General features: G+C 67.0%; 22 protein-coding genes. 4 read left to right on the top strand and 18 right to left on the bottom strand.

Annotation, left to right across the window (positions count from 1 at the left end):
- Positions 1-6: 6 nt before the first annotated feature.
- Positions 7-1,068 (bottom strand): glycosyltransferase family 4 protein, encoded by a 1,062-nt coding sequence (locus ITJ61_RS08965; RefSeq protein ID WP_104342450.1) that lies wholly within the window; start codon positions 1,066-1,068, stop codon positions 7-9.
- A 5-nt stretch (positions 1,069-1,073) separates the two neighbouring features.
- A complete protein-coding gene (locus ITJ61_RS08970; protein ID WP_104240290.1) occupies positions 1,074-2,156 on the bottom strand; it encodes a glycosyltransferase family 4 protein in 1,083 nt (360 codons plus the stop codon).
- A 316-nt stretch (positions 2,157-2,472) separates the two neighbouring features.
- Here ITJ61_RS08970 and ITJ61_RS08975 point away from each other — a divergent pair, with 316 nt between their 5' ends.
- Positions 2,473-3,606, top strand: a complete 1,134-nt coding sequence (locus ITJ61_RS08975) for a glycosyltransferase (RefSeq protein WP_104240289.1) — start codon at positions 2,473-2,475, stop codon at positions 3,604-3,606.
- Here the strand turns inward: ITJ61_RS08975 and ITJ61_RS08980 are convergent.
- From ITJ61_RS08980 to ITJ61_RS09005, 6 genes are all read right to left on the bottom strand, one after another.
- Complete coding sequence (locus tag ITJ61_RS08980) at positions 3,586-4,287, bottom strand: PASTA domain-containing protein (RefSeq protein WP_146081276.1); 702 nt, start codon at positions 4,285-4,287, stop codon at positions 3,586-3,588. The genes ITJ61_RS08975 and ITJ61_RS08980 overlap by 21 nt on opposite strands.
- A gap of 6 nt (positions 4,288-4,293) precedes the next feature.
- Positions 4,294-4,884, bottom strand: a complete 591-nt coding sequence (locus tag ITJ61_RS08985) for a YdcF family protein (protein ID WP_104240287.1) — start codon at positions 4,882-4,884, stop codon at positions 4,294-4,296.
- 60 nt (positions 4,885-4,944) lie between these two features.
- Entirely contained in the window at positions 4,945-6,639 is a 1,695-nt protein-coding gene (locus ITJ61_RS08990; protein ID WP_146081919.1) for a hypothetical protein, read from the bottom strand.
- A gap of 930 nt (positions 6,640-7,569) precedes the next feature.
- Complete coding sequence (locus ITJ61_RS08995; protein ID WP_104298280.1) at positions 7,570-8,871, bottom strand: UDP-glucose dehydrogenase family protein; 1,302 nt, start codon at positions 8,869-8,871, stop codon at positions 7,570-7,572.
- Positions 8,872-8,994: 123 nt separating this feature from the next.
- Positions 8,995-10,458 carry a polysaccharide biosynthesis tyrosine autokinase gene (locus tag ITJ61_RS09000; RefSeq protein ID WP_104240285.1) on the bottom strand — a complete coding sequence of 488 codons (1,464 nt, stop codon included), beginning with the start codon at positions 10,456-10,458 and terminating at the stop codon, positions 8,995-8,997.
- A gap of 212 nt (positions 10,459-10,670) precedes the next feature.
- On the bottom strand, positions 10,671-11,276 hold the full coding sequence (locus ITJ61_RS09005) for an SGNH/GDSL hydrolase family protein (protein ID WP_181057711.1): 606 nt from the start codon (positions 11,274-11,276) through the stop codon (positions 10,671-10,673).
- A gap of 355 nt (positions 11,277-11,631) precedes the next feature.
- On the opposite strand from ITJ61_RS09005, the gene ITJ61_RS09010 reads away from it, so the two are divergent.
- Positions 11,632-12,717, top strand: a complete 1,086-nt coding sequence (locus tag ITJ61_RS09010; protein WP_194685997.1) for an acyltransferase family protein — start codon at positions 11,632-11,634, stop codon at positions 12,715-12,717.
- A 29-nt stretch (positions 12,718-12,746) separates the two neighbouring features.
- Entirely contained in the window at positions 12,747-13,922 is a 1,176-nt protein-coding gene (locus tag ITJ61_RS09015) for an acyltransferase family protein (RefSeq protein WP_194685998.1), read from the top strand.
- Here ITJ61_RS09015 and galE read toward each other — a convergent pair.
- Complete coding sequence (galE, locus tag ITJ61_RS09020) at positions 13,912-14,901, bottom strand: UDP-glucose 4-epimerase GalE (protein ID WP_104305933.1); 990 nt, start codon at positions 14,899-14,901, stop codon at positions 13,912-13,914. The two genes, ITJ61_RS09015 and galE, sit on opposite strands and share 11 nt — an antisense overlap.
- A 177-nt stretch (positions 14,902-15,078) precedes the next feature.
- Positions 15,079-15,201 carry a type B 50S ribosomal protein L36 gene (gene ykgO / locus ITJ61_RS09025; protein ID WP_104240281.1) on the bottom strand — a complete coding sequence of 41 codons (123 nt, stop codon included), beginning with the start codon at positions 15,199-15,201 and terminating at the stop codon, positions 15,079-15,081.
- 43 nt (positions 15,202-15,244) lie between these two features.
- Here ykgO and ITJ61_RS09030 point away from each other — a divergent pair, with 43 nt between their 5' ends.
- Positions 15,245-16,321: a GTP-binding protein gene (locus ITJ61_RS09030; RefSeq protein ID WP_194685999.1), complete on the top strand. Its 1,077-nt coding sequence runs from the start codon at positions 15,245-15,247 to the stop codon at positions 16,319-16,321.
- A gap of 57 nt (positions 16,322-16,378) precedes the next feature.
- Here the strand turns inward: ITJ61_RS09030 and ITJ61_RS09035 are convergent, their stop codons facing one another.
- The 8 genes from ITJ61_RS09035 to ITJ61_RS09070 are packed head-to-tail and all read right to left on the bottom strand — an operon-like array spanning position 16,379 to position 23,279.
- Positions 16,379-18,097, bottom strand: coding sequence for a sensor histidine kinase (locus tag ITJ61_RS09035; protein WP_194686000.1), 1,719 nt, complete (start codon positions 18,095-18,097; stop codon positions 16,379-16,381).
- 8 nt (positions 18,098-18,105) lie between these two features.
- Positions 18,106-18,474, bottom strand: a complete 369-nt coding sequence (locus ITJ61_RS09040; protein WP_104240278.1) for a response regulator transcription factor — start codon at positions 18,472-18,474, stop codon at positions 18,106-18,108.
- Complete coding sequence (locus ITJ61_RS09045; RefSeq protein WP_104305858.1) at positions 18,474-18,833, bottom strand: response regulator; 360 nt, start codon at positions 18,831-18,833, stop codon at positions 18,474-18,476. Before ITJ61_RS09045 ends, ITJ61_RS09040 begins: the two co-directional genes overlap by 1 nt.
- Positions 18,830-18,970, bottom strand: coding sequence for a hypothetical protein (locus ITJ61_RS09050; protein ID WP_160071101.1), 141 nt, complete (start codon positions 18,968-18,970; stop codon positions 18,830-18,832). Before ITJ61_RS09050 ends, ITJ61_RS09045 begins: the two co-directional genes overlap by 4 nt.
- Positions 18,967-20,466 (bottom strand): glycosyltransferase, encoded by a 1,500-nt coding sequence (locus tag ITJ61_RS09055; protein ID WP_258063743.1) that lies wholly within the window; start codon positions 20,464-20,466, stop codon positions 18,967-18,969. The genes ITJ61_RS09050 and ITJ61_RS09055 overlap by 4 nt, the downstream gene beginning before the upstream one ends.
- Positions 20,463-21,242 (bottom strand): PHP domain-containing protein, encoded by a 780-nt coding sequence (locus ITJ61_RS09060; protein WP_104342476.1) that lies wholly within the window; start codon positions 21,240-21,242, stop codon positions 20,463-20,465. The genes ITJ61_RS09055 and ITJ61_RS09060 overlap by 4 nt, the downstream gene beginning before the upstream one ends.
- Positions 21,235-22,197 (bottom strand): ATP-grasp domain-containing protein, encoded by a 963-nt coding sequence (locus tag ITJ61_RS09065; RefSeq protein ID WP_104240276.1) that lies wholly within the window; start codon positions 22,195-22,197, stop codon positions 21,235-21,237. Before ITJ61_RS09065 ends, ITJ61_RS09060 begins: the two co-directional genes overlap by 8 nt.
- Positions 22,194-23,279, bottom strand: coding sequence for a response regulator (locus ITJ61_RS09070; protein WP_181059684.1), 1,086 nt, complete (start codon positions 23,277-23,279; stop codon positions 22,194-22,196). Before ITJ61_RS09070 ends, ITJ61_RS09065 begins: the two co-directional genes overlap by 4 nt.
- Positions 23,280-23,370: the final 91 nt, after the last annotated feature.

Below are 23,370 nucleotides of genomic sequence, written 5' to 3' on the forward strand. Positions count from 1 at the left end.
AGGCTCTCAGCCGGCCGCCAACTCCCGGAGGCGAGCGTCGACGCGTGCAACCGACCGCTCGATGGTGATCTCGCGGGCGTTCTCCACGAGGTGGTCCGAGAGCCGTCGCCGCAGCGCCTCGTCGTCGAGGAGTCGTTCAACCGCGTCAACCCACAGCTCGACGGGCTCGCTCGGCAGCACGAAGGCATCCACGAGCTCGGGGTCCGTGATGAGGAACGGTGCGGCACCGTAGTCCCGCGAGAGGATCACGGGGACGCCGTGCTGCGCGGCCTCGACCGCGCTCCTGCCGAACGCCTCACGGCTCGACGTGCCGAGGAAGGCCGTCGCTCCCTGCCAGAGGGCGGCCGGGTCCACCCAGCCGGAGATGTCGAGCGTCTCGGGCCGTGACTGCTCGAGCTCGCCCTGCAATGGGCCGGCGCCGAACGCCTTGGCCAGCGCCCCCGTCCGGCGCACGATCTCAGCGAAGAAGAGTGGGCGCTTGTCGCGGTCGAGGCGACCGGCGAACACGAGGTGCCCGTCCCGTCCCAGTGACCCGTCAGCGATGCGCTCGACCGAGGGGACCCCAGCCGGCACGATCACCGGATCGACCGCAGAGCGGACTCCGTCGGCGAGCACCGTCGTCGTCGCCCAGACCTCGTCGGCTTTCCGCATGGCACGGGTCACGAGAACTCGCTGGAGCACTCGGCGCAGCGCCTTCGCCTCACCGTGCGCCGGCCACGGCAGTCCGCGGACGAACGAGACCCACGTGCTCGGCCGGTTGCTCCCCAGGCCGCTCACCGCGATGTCGCTCTGGCCGATCATCGTGATGACGACATCGGCCTCGCGGAACTCGGCACGGCTCAGCAGAAGCCGCCTGATCGCCGGGATCAGCTTCATGCCGTGCACGTCGATCGTGGTCTCGTGCACTCCGAGATCGCCCTGCGGCGGGGAGCCGAGTGCGCTCGGCCTCATGGCGATGATCCCGGACCAGTCGAGGCCGGCTTCCCGCGCGGCGGTCACGAGGTCGTAGGTGGAGCGGTAGACGCCGCTCCTCGTGGTGAGTGGGACGGAGACGATGCAGACCTTCATATCGCTCAGACGCTCTTCTCGAGTTCGGCGACGATGGAACGCGTCCCTGCCGCGTACTGCTCAGTCGAGAACCGCTCGAGGACTCGGGCGCGTCCCGCGGCAGCCATGGCCACAGCCCGATCCGGGTCGGCGATGAGCTGCGCGCAGGCCTCGGCCAGCTCCCCAGCGTTCTCGGCCTCGAAGGTCAGCCCGACCTCTGCCGAGTCGACGATCTCCACCAGACCCTGCGTGCGAGCAACGATCGTGCACCGACCCGCGGCCATGCCTTCGGCCGCCACGGTTCCGAAGGGCTCGAGCCGCGATGGGACGAGCACCAGGTCCGCTTCCCCGAAGCGCTCCGCTGGCTCCGGGTCGAAGCCGGCGAAGACGACGGCATCCTCGAGACCGTGCTTCGCGATCTGCGCGCCGAGCTCGTCCCGGTACCACTCGTACCCGTCGAACACGTCACCGATGAGCGTCAGCTTCGTGTCGATGCCTCGCTGCCTGAGGAGGTGAACAGCCTCGATCGCGGTGTCGGTGCCCTTGCGAGGGCTGATGCGCCCCACCAGGAGCAGGCGAACGGGCTCCGCGAACCCTTCGAACACCGGAGCCTCGTACGGGGCCCAGTCCTTGCCGTTGTACAGGACGGAGGTCTTGCCCGTGACGCCGGACGCATCGTCGAGCACGTATCGCTCAGTGGCCTTGCTGTTGCAGACCACTCGGGTCGCGAGTGCCAGCGGAGCGAGCAGCACCTTGCGGACGATCGCCGGCTGCTCTGATTCCGCTTCGCGCACGTGCACGAGCCTCGGCTTCTTCGCCAAGGCCGCCGCGAGGAGCCACCACGGCTGCGTGATCGTGTTGACGTAGACCACGTCGGTTTCGAGGCGACGCAGGACTCTCATCGACCGAACGATCGTGCGCGGCATCGTGGCTGCGAGCTGCAGCAGCTTGAGGGGGCGCAGCATCGCCTTGCGCAGCACGGGAAGAGGGAGAACGAGCACCCGGGCACCCGCCTCCGTGAGGAGCGGCACGAGCGGTCCGTCAGACGGCAGCACCACATCCACCTGGTCGCCGGCTTCGACGAGCGCACGCACCGAGGCTACGGCCATGCGATCACTTCCGTACAGCTCCGCACCAGGATGGGTAAGGAGGACGCGAGTCACGATCGGCTGGGCCTTTCGGTAGGTTCAGGCACGTGCAAACAGCTCGGTCCTGACTCGCAGAAGCAAGAGTCTTCGCACGAAACAGGACCGTCATCGGGGATGCCATAGAGTGTAGCGTGATCGAGCTATCGCATCGCGTCGCGCTCGTTTCCCCCGTTAGCGCATCCCCCACCTGCGCTGGAGGTCGGTCGACCTCAGCCCTGCGAGTCGCAGGACTGACGTTCACCCCCTTCCCACCTCAACGCGAAAGAGGCCTGACCTGATGAATCGATCAGTCGCGATCATCGGTACTCGCGGTTACCCGAGCTACTACGGCGGCTTCGAGACAGCCGTTCGGCGCCTTGCTCCGTACCTCGTCGACCAGGGCTGGGACGTGACTGTCTACGGCAGGGATGGCTCCACGAAAGAGGGCGACCCGACGCGCGACCCACGCGTGCACACTCCCGTGACTCGAGGCATCGAGTCGAAGTCCCTCAGCACGCTGTCGTATGGCGCGACGGCCATGTTCGACGCGTCCAGGCGCCGCCCTGACGTCGCGCTCGTGATGAACGTCGCCAATGGGTTCTGGCTCCCCTTCCTCCGCGCACGCGGGGTCCCGACGCTGCTCAACGTCGACGGCATCGAGTGGGATCGCGCCAAGTGGGGGCGCCTGGCGAAGGCCATGTTCCGTGGAGGAGCCAAGGCGACCGCGTGGTGGGCGGACGAGCTCGTCTTCGACGCGCACGCCATCGGCGATCGTTGGCGCAGGGACTTCCGTCGTGACGGTGTCTTCATTCCCTACGGTGGCGATGTGCCGGAGGACCTCCCCATCGAGCCCGGCCTGACCCACCGCGGATACGCCCTGGCGGTCGCGAGATTCGTGCCGGAGAACACGGTGGGCGAGTTCCTCGAAGCGGCGGAGACCGTCGCGAAGACGCACCACGTGGTCATCGTCGGCTCAACCGGCTACGGTGGCGAGCTCGACGACAAGGCGCAGAAGCTCGCAGACGCGAACGCCAGGGTGCACTGGCTCGGCCACGTCAGCGATGACGACCGGTTGCACTCGCTCTGGCAGCACGCTGGAGCCTATTTCCATGGACACAGCGTTGGCGGCACGAACCCGGCGCTCGTTCAGGCGATGTCGTGCGCCGCACCGACCGTGGCGCGGAACACCGTCTACAACCGAGAGGTGCTCGACGACGCGGCGGTCTTCGTCGAGCCCACACCGTCAGCCATCGCGGACGGTGTCCTCCGCCTCCTGGGCGACCCAGCTCTGCAGGAGGACCTGAGCGCTCGTGCGTTCGCTCGCGGCCGAGCGGAATACTCGTGGGAAGGCGTGTGCGCGCGCTACGAGGAGAGCCTCGACAAGCTGGCGCGAGGGCGGTCTGGGAAGAAGTCAGCCGCCGGACGCCGCTGACCACTCGACCGGCACTCCGTCCGAGGTGGTCAGCACGACCTTCTCGAGATCGGGGTACGTGCCCTTGACCAGGGTGCCGATCTCAGCGACCAAGCGCCGCCGGTCGGTGTCGCTCACCGAGCCCGAGTCTGCGCGGAGCTCGACCTGGAGCCCGTCACTGACTGAGCCGCTGACCTCGCCCACGTACCAGCTCGCGGCGCCGCCATCGTGCGGTCGATCGAACCCGTCTGCGAAGTCCTGCACCTGCCAGAGCCGTTCGAGAAGCGCCTGGGCATCGCTCCCCGAGCCGCTGCCCTGCGGTGATCGCACCGGTGCCGACACGCGGAGGGCGACCGTCCCATCCTCCGTGATCTCACCGGACTGGGGCCAGGCAGTCACGACGATCCGGTCCTCCGGATCCCAGTCGATGTCACGCTCCGAGATGTAGATCGGCGCAAGGCCTGCCTCAGCGAGCCGCGCGGCCGCCTCGTCCACGCTGAGGCCCACGACGACCGGCACCTGGGTCGCCACGGCGCTCGTCGGCGGAAGGGCCTCGCTGGACGTCGGGGGCGGCTTCGGCTGGGTGCAGTCGCTGACCGAGAAGACGAGCACCCCGGAGAGAGCGACAAGCAGCACCCCGCACAGAAGGAGGAGTGCTGTCTTGAGCGGCGATTTCGACCCACCAGTTTCTGGCGCCGTCACGAGCTTCTACGCCGCGTCAGGTTGTGCGCAGCCGACGATGGCAAATTTCGCATAGCCACCTGTTTGGTACGCGAACTCGTAGAGCCACCCCGCAGGCTCAAGTACTGCTGGGGGTGCGACGACGTCTACGGCGATCCCGCTGCAGGACTCGAAGATGGTTCGCGCGCGGGCGACGTGTGGCGTCGCAGTAACGACAGCGACCGAGGTCCAACTGTCGCGTTCAGCAATCTCCGCAATTTTCAGAGCCTCACCCGCAGTGGTGGCGGGCACCGGCATGAAGCAGTCAGCTGTGCGATCACGGCACTCGGGAATGGAGGCCTTGTCGTAGGCCCAGCCGGGCCTCCCCGCCGAGATGATCATGCGATCGGCGCGGCCTTCGTCGACGAGCTGCTGGCCGAGCGCGACACGGTCGGGCGTCGCTGGCCCGAGGACGATGACGGCGTTGGCATGCTCGACCTCGTCCGAAGCCGGGAACACGTAGACGATCGTCGCCGCTACGAGCGCCGCGACGACGACGAACGCGCCAACGGACAGCCAGAGAACGAGCCGACGCACAAGAACCTCCAGAGCTAGTAGGAAGCACGTCGTCGTGACCACCGAATGATGATGAAACGATACCCGCTCTCTTGGTGACTCGCGTGTGAGCTGACGAGCAGTTCAGTCGCCGAACACGATCGTCTCCGTGAAGTCGGCCCCGTGAGGGACCTTGACGACCACGCGCCGCTTCGCGGTCGACAGGTACGTCTTCTCGTACACGAGGAACGAGAGCTCGGACGCCGACGCCCTGGTGCCCTCGGAGAACATGAAGGTGAGCCGATTCGCCCGGTTCGCGCCCGTGACGATGGTGAACCGGTCGGTCGAGACTCTGAGCGTGGACTTGAGCTGCGAGTTCACGACAAGCGGGCGTCCACTCACCGAGCTGTCGACCACCGCACCGACCACCGCAGACGGCTGTACGGAGAACTCGATATGGTCCTCCGGGCCCAGGAGCAGGGGGATGCAGTGGTATCCGGTTCTGCCGGGTGTCTGAACGCGTCGCACAAACCGGTCCTGCTCGCCCTGCATGCTGCCGAAGACCCGGCCGGCGTTGAACCGCAGGGTCGTCGTCATGACTGGCGACTTCGCCGAGCTCACGGCGGTCACGGTGAACGCCCCAGTGGATTCCCCGGCGCCCATCACCGCACCTGAGGCGCTTCTCGAGGTCGCGATCATCGGGGTGAGGGCTTCGGCGTACCCGGTCGCCGTCTTGCCAGCGTAGGTGCCCCAGCTCCGGTCGATGGCCTCGTTGTCCCTGACCACCTTGGAGCCCGAGAGCTTCGCGACGGGCTCGTTGGAGGACAGGACGACCGTGCCTCGGGTCGGAGTCCAGAGGATCCCCGGGCCGTAGCGCGGGCGAGCTTTCGTATCACCCTCGTACGCCATGTTCTCAAGTCTGTTCAATCCGTACTGGAAGCCCAGATGGAAGTTCTTCCTCTGCACGAACCCATACCAGCGGGGCAAGATTTCAGGTGCTGTCGGTGCGGTGTCCGCCAGCAGTGTATTGCTCGACGCGGCAGTGAAGTACGGGTAGTCGGCGGCGGAGGCGCGACGCTCAGCATCGCTCGGGGCGGGCGCGACGGTCTGCACCGTCCCGAGAAGGCGACGTGGGCTGAGCAGCTCGCGGCTCCCGGAGAGCACCCTCGCCGCCCAGTCCGTGATCGGGTACATGGCGGGGTCGCTCACCCAGTTGTCGAACCAGGCCTGCACCGCTTCCTGAGAGGGGTGCAGCGCGGCGAACTCGGGAGTCACCGCGAGCAGGTCGCGACTCGGGGTCAGCGAGCTCTGCGTCTGGTTCGACTTTCCGAGGGGCGCCTTCCAGGCTCCGGGAATCGCGTCGTAGGGCTGGAAGGTGAACACGGTGTTGCGGGCGGAAAGGCCGGCGTAGTGGAAGCCTTCCACGTAGTTCGGGGAGCCATCCGGTCCTGGCGTCGGCTCGAAGAACACTGTGTGTGTAACGAACCTAGTCACCTGCTGGGCGATGTCCTCCGTCGTCGTGGCGACGTCTGCTCGCCCCATCTCGCGAGCTAGGCGAGCGATGACTGCAAGGTCCGGAACTGCAACGTTCGCCGTATACCCGTAGTCGTAGGCCTTTCGCTCCACGGTGTGGCCGCTTGTCGAGATCCCACGCTCAGCAATGATGGCCAACGTAGCGGGCACGTTTGCCAAAAGCGCCGTTCGATCGTCTGGTATCTCGAAGGCCGCGAGCACTGCCGCGGCGATCATGCCGATTGGCTGATTGGCAACGTCGATCTCAGCGCGGCCCCAGAGCTGCGAGTTGGGGTCGAGACCAGTCGCCACGGCTTCGCCGATCATGCTTCGCAGCGATGAGAGCGCGGCGTCAATTGCACCATGGTCTGCTGCGGGGGCAGTCGCGCGATCTTTCGTGAGAAGACCGAAGGTGGAAGCCATGGCCTGCACCCCGAATGCAGTGGCAGCAAGACTAGACACAACCGTCGGGTTCGGAACGGCGGCATCGCTCTGTGCGCCTGAATCCTCAGGGAAGAAGCCATCCGCGAGCTGTGTTGCTGCGTAGGTTTCTATCGCAGCGAGGAGTCGAAGCCTCAGCTCACGGTTGCCCCGGTATTCCACATTCCACGGTTCGTCGCTCGCAAGGAAGTAGGCGAGCGTGGAGATGTGCTCCTGAGTGCGCGCGTTCCACCATGTTGACGCTGCTGCTCGCCAGTACTTGCCCGTGAACCACCCTCTTGGTGCCACGTGTCGACCGGCTCCCGCCGCCATCGGTCCATCGCCGACCATCGCGTTGGTCACCGCTGCCAGGGAGCGCTCGTAGTAGGCAGCGATCGCTGATGTCTCCGTGTACAAAGCCCGGTTTGCGGGCGACCAGGTCGAACTGAGCGTGCGTATTTTCGCCAACGACGCGGTCGCGGCATGTGCGGGGTTCTGCGCCGCGAACAATCCGACCGTAGAAACAGCGCCGCCGATGATGGCCGCTCGAAGGAGGCCTCGCCTACTCAACGCATGCTTGGACGGTTCTGTCATGCTCGGCACTCCTTGCTGATCAAGGCGAAGTCGGACGTGACGCGCACACCTGCGAGACTCGCTTTTGACTGGCGGGTCAGTGTTCCCCGAAAATCGCCGAGACTTGCCGAGTCAACTGGGGATGCCCCCTTCGCGCCGTTCCAAGCCTAACCGGGTTATGTTTCGAGTCAACGAACGGAGTCTGACGATCCCGTTCGATGCTCGAGCCTTTCCCCGCGCACCTGCATCTCCGAGCACGCGCCGCTAGCGTCGTCCCATGCCGACGAAGTTCCAACCCGCCTCACGCCATGCAGCCGGGTCGAGCACGTTCCTGCCGTCGATGATCGCGCGGTTCGCGACGAGCTGAGCTGCCGCGGCCGGGTCGAGCGCACGGTACTCGGCCCACTCGGTCACCAGCACGATCACCTCGGCGTCGCGGAGGGCTTCCTCGGTCGACTCGACGTACTGAAGCTGCGGGTGGCGCCGACGGGCGTTCTCGATGCCCTGCGGGTCCGTCGCGACGACGTTCGCGCCGAGCCCCTTGAGCTGCACGGCGACGTCGAGGGCAGGCGAATCACGCACGTCATCGGACTCCGGCTTGAAGGTCACGCCGAGCACGGCGATCTTCTTGCCGTTCACGGATCCGTCCAGCGCGTCCACAGCCAGATCGATGACCCGCTGGCGACGCCGCAGGTTGATCGCATCCACCTGCTTCAAGAAGGCGACCGACTCGCCACGTCCGAGCTCTTCGGCGCGAGCCGTGAACGCACGGATGTCCTTCGGGAGGCAGCCGCCGCCGAACCCGACACCCGCGTTCAAGAACTTGCGACCGATGCGCACGTCGTGTCCGATCGCATCTGCGAGCTCCTTGACATCGGCACCGACGACCTCGGAGATCTCCGCCATGGCGTTGATGAAGCTGATCTTCGTGGCGAGGAACGCGTTCGCCGCGACCTTGACGAGCTCTGCCGTCGCGTAGTCGGTGATGATGCGAGGTGTGCCGGTGGACAGGGCCTGCGCGTAGACCTCGTCGAGGACGTCGGCCGCGGTCTGGTCAGCGACGCCGTAGACGAGGCGGTCGGGCTCGAGCGTGTCCTTGACGGCGAAGCCCTCACGGAGGAACTCCGGGTTCCAGGCGAGCGTGGCGCCGCTTCCGTGCTCTGCGACGATGGCGGCGAGACGCTCCGCAGTCCCGACGGGGACCGTGGACTTGCCGACGATGAGGTCCCCGGCCTTGAGGTGCGGGAGGAGCCCGTAGAGCGCCGCATCCACATAGGTGAGGTCAGCTGAAGCGCTGTCCTTGGCCTGCGGGGTGCCCACCGCGATGAAGTGCACCGTGGCTGAGGCCGCCGCTGCGATATCAGTGCTGAACTCGAGGTTCCCGCTCGCCGTGGCCGACGTCAGGATCTCAGGGAGACCGGGCTCGAAGAAGGGTGGCTGACCGGCGGCCAGGGCCTCGATCTTCCGCTCGTCGACGTCGATGCCGATGACCTCGTGACCGAGCTCGGCCATCGCCGAGGCGTGGACGGCTCCCAGGTACCCGCATCCGATAACGGAAACTCGCATCTGCTTCTTCTCCATGAATCTCACCCGACTGACTGAAGACCGGGCTGGGGGATGATTTCTTGAGGAACGTGCGCGTTGCCCAGTGCTCGGAGGTGTCCGCGCACTGGGCAACGCATTCGAGGACTAGTTGTTGCGCCTGGACTTCGCGCTGATGATCGGCATCTGCCCCGTGCCGATCTTGCGGTACTCGGTCGTCGGGTTGCCGGCCTCATCCGTCCCGTAGTACGCACCGTAGGCGCCGTACGAGCCGTAGGCGTAGGAGTCAGGGCCCTTGGTCGGAACCTTCGTGACGACGATTCCCGAGACCTCGGAGCCGATGCCCTCGAGCTGGGCGACCGCGCCAGCGAGCGCCGAACGTGGGGTCTGCCCGCTCGCGACGACGAGGAGCGTGCCATGGGCGAGCTCGCTCAGCACCGCACCATCGGTGACGAGGAGCAGCGGGGGCGCATCGATGATGACGTAGTCGTGCTCGGCGAGCAGCTGGTCGTGGACCTGCTGCATGGTGTGCGAACCGAGCAGCTCGCTCGGGTTCGGGGGGATGCGTCCGGCGGGGAGCACGTAGAGGCGACCACGGCCCCAGCGCTGCAGGACGTCCTTGGGCTCTGCGCGGCCGCTCAGGAGGTCGGTCAGACCAACCGATCCGTCGACGCCCATGGTGGTCGCGACCTTCGGCTTGCGGAGGTCGCCATCGACCAGGACGACCTTGGCGCCCTGCTCGGCGAGCGCGATCGCGATGTTCGCGGACGTGGTGCTCTTGCCCTCCGAGGGGAGGGAGCTCGTCACGACGAAGCTGTGGCGAGTGTTCTCGATGTCCATGAAGCGCAGGTTCGTGCGCAGAGCACGGTAGGACTCGGCCTTCGGGCTCTTCGGCTCCTCGTGCACGATGAGCGGCCGCTTGCCGGCATCCGGGTCGAACGTGATCGTGCCGATGATCGGACGGTCAGTGATCTGCGCGATGTCGTGAGTGCTCCGGACCTTCGTGTCGACGAACTGGCGGAGGAAGGCGATTCCCAGACCGACCAGGAGCCCGATCAGTGCGCCGAATCCGACGTTCATGGGCACTCGAGGGCTGACGGCGGTTCCCGAGGGCTGAGCCGACTGCACAGGTTCGATCTTCACGAGGCTGGGCGACGCGCCATCCGGCTTCTCCAGCTCGTTGACGATCACATCGATGAAGTTCGTGGCCACGGAGTTCGCGATGGACGCGGCCTGGACCGGGTCCTCGTCAGTGACCGCGATCTCGATGACAACCGTGTTGAGCTCGTTGGTCGCCGTGATCTTGGAGGCGAGTTCCGCCGGCGTCATGTTGAGGCCGAGCTCCGCGATGACCCGTGAGGTCACGATCTCCTTGTTGACGACTGTCGTGTACGACTGCACTGCCTGCCGGGCGAACGAGGTTCCCTGGTTCAGCTCCTGGACAACAGCACCGTCAGAGGAGCGCACCGAGACGTAGAGTTCCGCCGTCGAGGAGTACTTCGGTGTCTGCAGCAGCGAGACGCCGGCACCGCCAGCGACCCCCGCAAGCGTGCAGATCAAGATGATGATCCAGTTTTTGTGCAGGATTCGCAGGTAGTCGCGCAGTTCCATAAAGGTCCGTCCGTGTGTCTCTTGCGCTCGTGCCGCTGCCGCTTTCGCGGCTGGCACGAAACGGGTGGCTCGCGGTTCGGAGCGCAGGGGGTATCTCAGGCAAGCTGGGGCGAGCCCGGCCTCATACTACTGGTGTGATGTTATTGGGCTGTAAATTCGTGAAATGTGATCAATCAGTCGCAGAGTGACCACACTTCGGTGCCGAGCGACGATCAGCCGCCGATCTCCACCGGAAGGCCGGCGTCGACCGCGTTCGCGATGAGCTGGTGGCCGGCGTCGTCCGGGTGCAGGCCGTCGAGCTCGAAGTACTGGAACTCGTCCTCGAAGAGGTGACCGACATCCAGGTACTGGCCGCCGACGGAAGTGACGTCAGCCTCGATGAGCTCGCTCGTGAGCGCCAGCTGGGCGGGGTACGCCGTGCTGACCCAGAACGGCGAGACCGCGAGGATGCGGGCATCCGGCAGACCGGCACGGAGATCGGTGAAGACCGACTCGACGCCGAGCTCCTGGTCGAGCTCCGACATGTTCAGACCGCCGGAGACGATGACCACGTCCGGCTCGGCCGCGATCGCCTCTTCGACCTGGAGCGCGTAGGAGTTCCACTCCTCGAGGCCCTGGCCGTAGCTCGCGCCGCTCACGCCGAGGTTCAGCTCTTCCCAGCCGTTGGCTGAAGCCAGCAGGGTCGTCCAGCGCAGCGACGGGTCGCTCGCGCCGACACCCTCGGTGTAGGAATCGCCGATGAACGCGACGGTCAGGCCGGTGCCCGCAGGGGTCGCGGATGGCGCCGAAGCGGATGGACCACCAGCGGAGCTCGTCACCGAACCGGCGTCTTCTGAGCTGGAGATCGTAAGAATAGGTTCTGCGCCAGCCCCCGCGGGGGCCTCACGTGGCATGAACGCCAAAGCCACCAACGCGACCGCAGCGAGAGCCACGACCACGAGCAGTGTCAGCTGGGGCCAACGACGCGCACTCTGGTTGCGTGTTTTCATTTCCATGTGATCGTACCGGCCCAGCGGCCAAGCTGATACTCCCCTGGGAACTTTCGATTGCCCCGACACGCTCAAATCCCCGGGATTTAGCCCCGGAATTGGTCCGAACTTTGTCTCGATTCGCCATGTTCCGGCCCAGAAAACCGGGAAGTGTAGCGTCGAGACACGGCGAGACGGGGAATTCATGGCAGCACACGACGCGGCGAGACAGCCCGCGGCGACCCTCCCCCGCCACCGCGAACGGTGGATCGACATCATCCGCGGCGCTGCCATCCTGCTCGTCATCGCCAACCACGCCATCGACGTGCCCATGCACATCGCAGACGTCACCCCGGGCACGGTCATCGACGACCTCACCCTGTACTTCGCGCCCTTCCGCATGACCTCGCTCATGCTGCTGTCTGGACTTCTCCTCCCCCTCGCCCTCGCCAAACCGCGTGGTCGCTACTACGCCGGCAAGCTCCGCACCCTCGCCTGGCCCTACGTGGTGTGGCTCGTCATCTTCTGGATCGCCACCGAGAACGCGACCGAGTGGATGCGCCCGGACGGCTGGATCACCCGCAGCTGGCTCTGGTTCATCCTCTGCCTGTTCCTCGCCTACCTCGCCGCGCCGCTGCTCACCCGGATCCCGAGCCCCTGGTTTGCCTCCGTGCCGGTGACCCTCTGGCTGCTGAGCATCGCCGCGCCGGACGGCACCCTCTTCGACCTCGCCTACTACGGCGGCTTCTTCTTCGCCGGCTACCTCGTCGCCGAGAACCGGCACCGGCTGCGCCGCTTCGACACGACGCCGACGATGCTCGCGCTCCTCGCCGGCAGCTCGATCTTCGCGGTGCTCCTCGTGCTCCAGGAGCACGGCCTGGCCCTCGGCGGCGCGGAGACACCGGCAACCGACGACAAGGGCGCCATCGAGCGCTTCGACCTGATCTGGGTTCCCGTCGTGCTCGCCGGGATCGCGGGCACCATGCTGCTCGCGAGACGCGTCCGCGGAGCGCTCGACGGCGCGCGCCAGTCCGCGCTGTCCCGCGCGCTGCAGTATGTCGGCCGCAACTCGATCGTCTTCTACCTCGTCCACTACCCGCTGCAGATCGTGGTCGTGAAGCTGCTCGATTCCTGGGGCGTCACCGCACAGCCCATGATGATGACCGCGTGCATCCTGGCCGCACTTGCCGTAGCGTTCGCCGCTGTCGCACTCCGCCGCCGCAGCCGCGTCGTGGATGCGCTCTTCGTCTTCCCGAGACGAGAGCAGCTGAGCCCGGCACGTGCACGGTGACCCCCGCCCGCGCCCCGTCTGAAAGCCCGATGACCACACCAGCCCACGCACTCGCACCCACCGAGCGGCCGTCGCCTCGAGGCCCATCGCGCCAGGCGACCCCGCCCGCCTCGGGCCGCGAGCACTGGATGGACCTCGTGCGCGGTGCCGCGATCCTGCTGGTCGTCACCTTCCACGCCAGCGCGATCCCCATCTTCCTCATCGACGTCGCGCCGACGAGCCTCATCAGCGACCTCAACACGTTCTTCGCCCCCTACCGCATGAGCACGCTGCTGCTGCTCTCCGGCATGCTGCTCGGCCGCTCCCTCGCGAAGACCGGCCCCGCGTACTTCGCGGGCAAGCTGCGCACGCTGCTCTGGCCCTACCTCGTCTGGGGCACGGTCTACTGGCTCGTCACCATGCAGGACGGCTGGACGCAGCCCAGCAGCTGGATAGCTCTCAGCTGGCTGTGGTTCATCTTCTACCTGGCGATCTACTACCTGGTCGCTCCCCTGCTCACGCGCATCCGCGGCCCCTGGTTCGCGGTCGTCCCGCTCGGACTCTGGGCGCTCAGCGCGATCCTCTCCACCCGCGGAATCGTCCCCCTCGTCCCGCTCGGAGACCTGGCCTACTACGGTGGTTTCTTCTTCGCCGGCCACCTCATCGCGCAGTACCGCGGCCAGCTCGCGCGCTTCGAGCGGTGGCCGGTGATCATCGCCTGCACGCTGACCGCCGTCGGCTTCGGGGCCCTGCTCATCGGCCAGACCCACGGCACCTACTTCGGCCTCGACCAAGCACTCCGCCTGGTCTCCGACACCAGCTCGACCGCGCCAAGTGACGGATCCCTCACCGCCGCAACGCGCCTCATCGACCGCTACGAGCTCGTGTGGATCCCCGTCGTGCTCGCCGGCGTCGCCGCCATCATCATGATCACGCGGCGCCTCACCGGCGCGACGCGCGGCCGCGACGGCGACAGCGCCCGCTGGCTGCAGTACATCGGCCGGAACTCGGTGGTCTTCTACGTGGTCCACTACCCCGCGCAGATCATGATCACCTCGTGGGTCGGCGACTGGGGCCTGCTCGACCCCACCTGGATGCTGATCATCAACACGGTCGTCGCGATCGGCCTCAGCTGCCTGTTCTGCTGGCTGCGACGGTGGCCAGCAGGTGACGCCGCATTCGTCTTCCCCAAGCTGCGGACGAGCGGGAGCCCCGCTACGCCTTGAGCGGGGCCCCGTTGTGCACGAAACCCGCCCAGGCGGACGTCACCATGTCGTCGAGCGTGTACTGCGCGGTCCAGCCGAGCTCGTTCGTGATCCGGGATGCATCGGCCACCAGCAGCGCAGGATCGCCGGGCCGACGCGGAGCCACCTCGGGCTCGAACGACAGGCCGCTCGCGCGGCGCACCGCATCCACCACCTCGAACACCGAGTAACCCTCACCGCGACCAACGTTGTACTCGGCAGACACCGGCGTCCCCGACGCGATGGCGTCGAGCACCGCCAGGTGCGCGTCCGCCAGGTCGACGACGTGCACGTAGTCGCGCACGCACGTGCCATCCGGAGTCGGGTAGTCGTCGCCGAACACCAGCGGCGCCTTGTCCTCCGCGAGCTTCTCGAAGATCATCGGCACGAGGTTCAGGGCGAAGCGGTCGGCCAGCTCATCGCTGCCAGCACCGGCCACGTTGAAGTAGCGCAGCGAGACGGCACTGATGCCCGCCGCCTTCGCCGCGGCCTGCACGAGCCACTCGCCGGCGAGCTTCGTCTGTCCGTACGGGTTGATGGGGTTCTTCACGTCAGACTCGCGGATCGGCTCGTCCGAGCCCGTGCCGAGTCCGTACACCGCCGCCGATGACGAGAACACGAGGCTCTTCACGTTGGCCCGCTGCATCGCCTCGAGCACGTTCGCGAGGCCACCCATGTTCTGCTGGTAGTACCACGCGGGCCTCGCGACCGACTCCCCCACCTGCTTCTTCGCGGCGAAGTGCACGACGCTCGTCACCTCGAGCGCCTGCATGATGTCGGCCAGCGCGTCCGCCGCACCCGTCGTCGAGATGTCGAAGTCGAAGTGCGGCGTGGCACCGACCTTCTCCGCCGTTCCCGTCGTGAGGTCGTCGATGACAACCACCTTGTCTCCGCGAGCCTCGAGGGCCGCGAGCACGTGAGCGCCGATGTAGCCGGCACCGCCGGTGATGAGCACAGTCATGGAGAATCCCCTCAGAGGTGCGCAATCGACGCGCTCCTGCGCGCCGTTGCCGATGTCGTCGAGCCCGCCGAAGCGCGCCCTCCGACATTCTGGCAGTTCTCGGAGCCGCCCGGGCCGACCGTGGCCGATCTCCCTGATCGCGCGACTAAACGAAGCGAAACGATCATGGGAACGGGCTCAGCCCTGCCGGGCTTTCATGCGCGGGTTCTTCTTGTTGATGACGAAGACGCGGCCGCGACGACGCACGATCTGCGCACCAGGGACCTTCTTGAGCGCCTTGAGCGAGTTGCGAACTTTCACGAGGACCTTCCTTCTTGAGAATGTTTCTCATTAGACTAGCCCCATGACCTCCGATCGACCAAGCGCCCAGACCGTCACCAGCTCGCTCGGCCTGACACTCGTCAGCGGGCTCGAGACCTCGGGCCGACAGCTCGTCACCGCGCTCATGTGCGGAGAACCGAGCGGACCGACACCCGTCACGGAGTTCGGCGACGAGCAGACGAACGCCCTGGAACTCGGCGTCGACATCGCCGACGACCTCCTCCGGCAAGCCGCGGACGGACGCAGGGGCAACATCATCGTCGAGCTCTCCTCGGACGCCGAGACGCAGAGCGTCGGCCTGGCCATAGACCACGTCATCGCCGAGGCACGCAGCCACCCCTCCGCGCCGGACACCGCCGACGTCACCGTCGGGGCCAGAGAGTTCATCACCGTCGCGAGCATCGGCGACATCCGACGCCTCCTCTTCCAAGAAGGCACGCCGCTACCCGAGGATGCCAACACCTCCGCCACGCTCGCCGAGCAGCTCGAGTTCGCCACCATCGTCGTGCTCACCGGAGCCGACGCACACCCCTCAGGCCTCATCAGCGAGACCTGCACGCTCATCCAGCAGCTCAACCCGACGGCGGTCATCACCACCCCGGCCGCGGCCTCGGATCTCGGCAGGCACCTCAGACCGATCCGACCAGGGCTCGCACACCAGCTCGCCTCGACCGCCGGATGGATGCTGCGCCTCGACGACCGCATGCACTTCCCGCCAGCCCGCGGCCACATCGACTGCACCGTCTTCACCGAGCCACGACCGTTCCACCCGGAGCGCCTCGCCGCCGGTCTCGCGAACCTCACCCCCGAGCAGGTCGGGCTCATCACCAGATCACGCGGCCACTTCCGCCTCGCCAACAGGACAGATCACGTCGGCGACTGGTCGAGCACGGGAGGCAACATCCAGCTCGGGGCATCGGGCGTCACGAGCGCTGACCCCGAAGCGCCCCTCGGCACCTCGATCGCCGTCTTCGGGCGCCAGCTCCGCACCGACGCCATCGCCAGCCTGCTCCACGAGTGCGCCCTCACCGACGAGGAGCTCATCGCGGGCCCCAGTGCCTGGCGCGACTACGACGACCCGTTCCCCGGATGGGAATGACCCTCCGACCGGACGAGCCCGCCCCACCGTCCGAGACCGCCCTGCGCGGGACCGCCCTCAGCGCGCGGAGAGCGGCAGATGCATCTCGAAGGTCGTGCCGCTGCCGACCGTGCTGGACGCCTCGAGGCGCCCACGGTGCGCCTTCACGATCGCGAGCGTGATGTTCAGGCCGAGACCCACACCGGGGACCGCCTGCTTCGTGGCCGTCGTCGCGCGGAAGAACTTCGTGAAGAGGCGGTGCATCTCCTCCTCGGGAATGCCCATGCCGGTGTCCGAGACGTAGACCACGACCTCGTTGCCGTCACGCCGCACCCCGACACGGACGACGCCGCCCTCCGGAGTGAACTTGACGGCGTTCGAGATCAGGTTGTCGATCGCCTGCCCGAGCCGCATCGCGTCCCCGGAGAGGACGACGTCCTCGCCGCCGGCCTCGCCGACCAACTCGACCGACGCCTGCGCAGCAGTCGGCAGGGCCGTCTCCAGGGAAAGCCGCACGACCTCCCCCAGACGGACCGGCGAGAACTCCATCGGCACCTTCCCCGCATCGACCTGCGCGACGAAGAGCAGGTCGCCGACCAGCGACAGCAGGCGCTGCGCATTGCGCTCCGCGACGTCCAGATAGTGGCGCTGCTCGTCGTTCAGCGGGCCGCTCTCCTCATCACGTGCGAGCTCGAGGTAGCCGAGGATCGAGCTCAGCGGCGTGCGCAGCTCGTGCGAGATGGTGCCCACGAACTCGTCCTTGAGCCGAGACGCCTCGTTGACCGGCGTCATGTCGTAGGCGATGAAGATGTGGCCGACCGTCTCACCATCTGGCGTCTTGCGAGGAGCACACGTCATGAGCGCCGGCATGGGTTCGTCCTCGGCGCGCACGAGCTCGACCAGCGTGCCGGCCTGCTCGTTGCATCCTGCGGTCTCGACCAGACGCCGCAGCAGACGGTTTCCGTCCTCGTCGTCATCGCCCTCGCCGCGGATCGCGGACGCGGAGTCCTCCGAGAGGAAGTCCGTGATGTTCCGCAGGCCGACGACCTCACTCGACCTCGGCCCAAGGAGATTGCGTGCACCGGGGCCCCACGCCACGATCGTCCCGTCGAGCTCCGTCACGATGGCGATCTCGTGGACCGCCGCGTTCCAGACGCTGAGGTTGAAGGCCTCCGAGGCGCGCAGCTCACGGGTGGCCACCTCTCGCGCCTTCTCGCTCGCCTGCACCTCCAGCAGGCGTCGCTCGCGCTCCTCGGCATAGAGCCTGGCGCTTTCCACCTGCACCCTGGCACGGTGGGACATCTCGTTGATGACGCTCGCGATGACCGCGAACACCAGCGGCGTGAAGACGATCCGCAGGATCTGCGGATCATTCCACGGCGCCGTCCCCATGAGGTAGGGAAGCGCGAGCGTCACCAGCAGCGTGCCGATGGCACACCAGATCGCCCGACGCCCGGGCTCGGTCGCGATGAAGATCAGCGGCAGGAGGACGAGGGACGTGAACATCGACAGCGCCCCACCGGTTCCCACGCGGAAGAGGCCAAGGGCGAGCATGGAAGCCATGGGGAGGATCAGCCGCGTGCACGGCGGAGCTGTGTCCCACGGAACCAGGAAGGCAGCTCCCGCGAGGGCGACGACGATCACCACCCCCGTCCACGCCGGAACGGGCTCCGTGATCAGGGCCCCGGGAACGAGGAGGATGGCCCCGAGCGCTATCAGCAGGCCGAGCACCGACGCGAGCTGACGGATGGCAGGCGACGTCGTGTCGACCGTGAACTGGCCGAATGGACTCTTCACCGAGACACTCATGACTGGACCTCTCTGAGCCTGGCGACGAGGCTGGCCAGCGAGAAGGGCTTCGTCAGATAGTCATCCGCCCCCGCCGCCTCACCAGCCTCCTGCGCCACGACATTGGCATTGGCCGACACGATGATGGCGTGCGCCCGAACGTCGCCCTCCTGGGCGCGCACACGCGCGAGCACCTCGAGCCCCGACAGCCCAGGCATTGAGACGTCCAGGAGCAGCAGATCCGGCACCGACTCGAGGGCGGCCCGCAGCGCGCTCACCCCATCGCCGTACGAGCCCACGATCTCGAAGCCGGCCCGCCGCGCGGCCGTCTCGAGCAGGAAGCGGATGTCGTCGTCGTCATCCGCGATCACCACCCTCGCCGCCATCAGGTGCGCCTCGCACGCAGACGCGCGACAAGCCCCTTGACCTGCTTGCCCGTGAACGGCTTCGGGAGCACATCGTCCGAGCTCGGGTAGTCGGTCTCGTCGAGCACCGAGGAGATGACGATCGCCACCTCGGGAACCAGCTCGCAGATCCGCTCGCGCACCTCCCAGCCGCTCCCGACCCCCAGCAGCAGATCGATCACCGCGACGTCCGGGACCTCCACGCGGATGCTCGCAAGGGCCTCGTCGAGCGTTGCCGCCGACTTCGCGGCGCACCCCGCCTTCCGGAACTGCGTGCGCAGCAGCTCGCGCTGGTCCGCATTGTCGTCCACGATCAGCACCCGCAACTGGTCAGCGCTCACAGGAAGAACACCTCTCTCACGACGACCAGCACTGCGACGCCGACCAACGCCAGCGTCGCCTGCAGGTACAGGCGGTTCTCCGCTCTGGCGTCCCGCTTGATCTCCTCCGTCAGACGGCGTTCACCCAACTCGCTCATGCCAGCACGGCTCCGCTCTTCTCCGTCTTGTCCCACGTCATCGCGGCGCCGCGCGCCTCCTTGATGTAAGAGTCGAACGTCACCGCGCACAGGATGGGTCCGTAGCCGATGAGGTAGACGAGGAACGGATTCACCACCCGGCCGAACTTCGTCGAGTCGATGAGCTTCATGCCCCACGCCGCGACCATGCACAGCGAGATCCAAGCGAAGATCGCCAGGTTCCACGCGTCGTATCCGCCCTCGGTGAGCGTCAGACCGAACATCGCCGGGATGCGCTGCTCGAACAGGCCGGGGAAGAACGCCGCCAGCAGCACGACCATCGAGATCAGCCCGGGGAAGAGCAAGACCTCACGCCACGCCACCCTGCCCACCTTCGGATCGAGCTGTGCGGCGAACAGCATGATGTACACGTATGCGCAGCCCACCACGATCCAGAGCGCGCGGAACACGAGCATGGCAAGCGGCGAATCCATCAGGTACAAGCCGATGAGGCCCACCGACGAGAGCAGCATCAGCACCGGCAGCAGGAACACGCTGAACCAGAAGAGGCCGAACGAGATCGTGCCGAGCTTGTGCTCCTTCGACGGGCGGAACCAGAGGTGGCTGTACCGCTTCGTCAGCTGCACGTTGCCCCTGGCCCAGCGAAGCCGCTGCTTCCAGAGATCCCCGACGTGACGCGGCTCCTCGGCCAGCACGACAGCGTGCGGCTCGAACACCACCTTGCGGCCAGAGAGCTGCGTCTCGAACGTGGTGACCGTGTCCTCCGCCAGCGAGCTCGTGTCGATCTGCCCGCCGATGGCAAGCAGGTTCTCGCGCGAATGCAGCTGCGCACCTCCAGCGAGGCAGGCCAGAGCTCCGAGCACATTCTGCGCACGACGGCTGCCGACCTGCGACAGGACGTACTCGAACGCGATGAACCGCGTCAGGTAGTTCTTGCGCAGGCTGCCCTCGCTGATGTACGCCGTGACCGACCCCACCTCGGGGTCGGCGAGATGCCTCGTCATCTTCCGCATCGAATCCGGAAGGTAGATGACGTCGGCGTCCATGATGAGCAGCGCCTCCATCCAGTCCTCGCTGAGCACGCGACGGAGCCCGTGGTTCAAGGTGTGCGCCTTGCCCTCCCCGCCCTTCTCGCGACGAAGGTGGAACACCCGGCCCGGGTACCGACCGGCACGCTCGAGGACGACGTCAGGGGTGTCGTCCGTCGACGCGTCGTCGACGACGTACACCCTGAGCCGCTCCGGCGGGTACTCCAGGGCCATGAGCCGGTCGATGGACCCGCCGATCACCGCCCCCTCGTTCCACGCCGGGACGACGACGGCCACGTTCGGCAGGTACGGCGCAGCCTTCTCGTAGTGGTTGAAACGAGCGTGCAGCGGCACGATGAGGAACTGGTAGGCCATCGTGAAGGCCGGTATAGCGCCGATGGCGACGAACACGACGAAGATCGTCGCCAGCACCGCACCGCCGATATCGAGCCAGGCGTCGGCGCTCACGCGAGCCCCCCGGCGTCCGACGAACCGAACGCGGGCACCTCCGCCAGCAGCTCGCGAACCCGGGCATAGACGCCGACGTCAGCAGCACGGTGGCTATCCGTCGAGGCGACCAGCGTCGCCCCCTCCGAGAGAGCAGCCTCGATCGCCCGCGAACTCGGGCATACCCACTTCTCGTTCACCTCGATGGAGGTTCCCGTCTCACGAGCGGCAGACGCCCACGCCGAGAGGTGCTCCGCAGAGAGCTGAGACTCTTCGATGCCCACCTTGGGAAGGATCGAGAAGGGATGCGCCAGCTGCGCACCGCCACCGGCCGTCCGCATCGCGCCGATCGTCGCCCCGATCAGCAGATCGAGTGCATCCTCGACCGCAAGACCAGCCGCCAGACGCTCCCGCGTCTCACGCGGCGACCACGGGCCATCCGGACCAGGGAACTGATGATCGGCGATGACGATGCCATCCACCCCTCCGGCCCCCACCCGCAAGTCGCTCGGCACGTCGAGCGTGCCCCGCGCATCCATGATCTTCGCCTCGACGCCGATCACCAGCTCGACCCCGGTGGTGCGCCTCGCCGCGACGACCGCAGCCACGAAGTCCGGCACCCAGGCCGTGCTGCCGCGCACGTGATCGGTCGCCCGCATCGTCACCAGGCCGCGCTGTTCGGCGGCACGGACGTTCGCCGAGATGGGACTCTCCGCGTCGTCCGAGAAATCGGAATGGACATGCCAGTCGCCGAGCAGCAGCGCTTCGAGACCGGGACCCGCCTTCGTGTCAGTCACGAGCGAGAACTTCGTCAAAGGGCAGGAACACATCCTCGAGGAAGCGGACATTCGCGACCTCACGGAACTCGACGCGCGACGGAACCGGCCGTTCGAGCGCGATATCCACTGCGAGCGACGGCATATCGACACCGGCCGCGATCGTCAACGGCATGGCGCCAGAGAACCTCGGGTTGATCTCCAGCAGCGCGGGGCGACCATCGGTGCTGTACCGCAGCTGCACGTTTGCCACCCCCACGAGCCCAGCCGCACGGGCGCAGGCGGCGGCCGTCTCCTCGAGCTCAGCGCGGTGCACCGTCCTGCCCGCGACCGCCACGCCGGAATCGACGCGAGCACGCAGACGGGGAACCGCCGCGATCGCCTCGCCGTCGGCACCCATCACGACGTCCACGGAGAACTCGTCGCCCGGGAGGTTCTCCTGAATGAGCAGCGCAGCATCCCGCGTCTTCGCCTCGAGCTCCTCCCGCGAATGCACGAGGTGCACGCCGCGAGAGCCCGCACCGCTGCGGGGCTTCACGATGACCGGGAACACCCAGTCGCGCGCGATGCCCTCGTCGTCGAGCAGAGCCGTGGCCGGCACCAGTGCGTGCGGCTCGCACGCCTGCACCAGCAGCCACTTGTCGAGGCACGTCGCGAGCGCCTCCGCGGAGGGCGCGGCGAGCACCGCGCCGAGCTCCGCGCGTCGCGCCGCGAGCGGCGGGAGCTCCACGTCGACGGTCGACACGAGCACATCGATGCCGTCTGCGGCGACCAGGTCGATCAGCGCATCGCAGAAGCCTTCGGAGAGGCCAGGAGGAACGAGCCTCCGGTGCGCCTCATCCACGAGGTACAGGCCACTCGCCCAGCCGTCCATATCGGCGGCGAACACCTCGAGGTCATCTCGACCGAGGAGAGAGCGGATGACCGCCACCCCAGCCGGCCCGCCGGCACCCGTGACCAGGACTCGAAATCTCATGCGCGGTTCTTCTTCTCAGTCTCAGTCGTGCCCAGATTATGCACCGTCGCGAACTCACCGTCGCCGCGCTCCGCAGTGATGCTACTCGCATCCCGGATCACCTCGAGCGGCTCGCTGTACGTGCCAGTGCCGAAGCGCGACCAGTACCGTGCGGCGGAGAGCACGAAGTCCGGCGCCAGGTAGTCGCGGATGTCGGCCTGCGACGCGAATTGCGCAAGCAGACCGAGCTTCATATCCGTGAATCCGTCGACCGTCACGAACCGCGTCGGACGGAAGTCGATCGTGGACGACGGGCTCTGATAACAGGCCACACTCGCCACCCTGCGACTCGCGACGAGCGTCGCCTCGTGCACGGCACGGTGGTCTTGATGCCGGTCATTCCGAGAATGCGTGTAGACGATCGTCGGGTCGGTCTCCGCGATCACCCGCTCGATGATGCCCACCGTCGGGTCATTGTTCGGAATGGCGGTATCCGTGAGGTCCTCGAGGAAGAGACGAGCACCGAGCGACTCCGCAGAGGCAAGCGACTCGTGCTGCCGATCCGCAGCGTCACCGCCGCGGCCGCCGCGAGACAACGTCAGGATCACGATCGAATCTCCGGCTGCCGCGTGCGCCGCCAGCGTGCCGCCGACGCCGATCTCCACGTCGTCCGGATGCGCGCCGATCGCGAGGACCCGACGGCGCGGGCTGCGCGCCCGCTTGACCCTCGCCGCCTCGACGAGACGCTGCACCGTGCTCACCAGCACCGCCCCAGGGATGGGCTTCTGCAGGAACTCGTCGGCGCGATCGCGCAGGGCGCGAACCGCGTACTCGACGGAGGCGTGTGCCGTCATGACGACGACGGGCAGATCTGGCTTGATCTCGCGCAGACTCCCGAGAACCTCGAGTCCGTTCGCCCCCGGCAGCTCGACATCGGTGAGCACCAGGTCGGGGTTGAAGTCATTCACGTGCATCAGCACCGCAACCGCGTCCCGAAGCACGCGGACCTCGCACCCGAGGCGCCTCCGGAGCACCGTCTCCAGGAACTCGGCGACGTCGCCATCGTCTTCGATGATGAGAATGCGGTACGAAGCCTCTGGCATAGTCGCCAACAGTAATCGGAAAAGCAACCAGCGGCACCCGCTTCCGGCGATTCTCGAATGCGAGCGAAATACCCGGAGAATGCGAAAAAGG

Source organism: Pseudoclavibacter sp. VKM Ac-2888, from assembly GCF_015351285.1.
GTDB lineage: Bacteria > Actinomycetota > Actinomycetes > Actinomycetales > Microbacteriaceae > Pseudoclavibacter.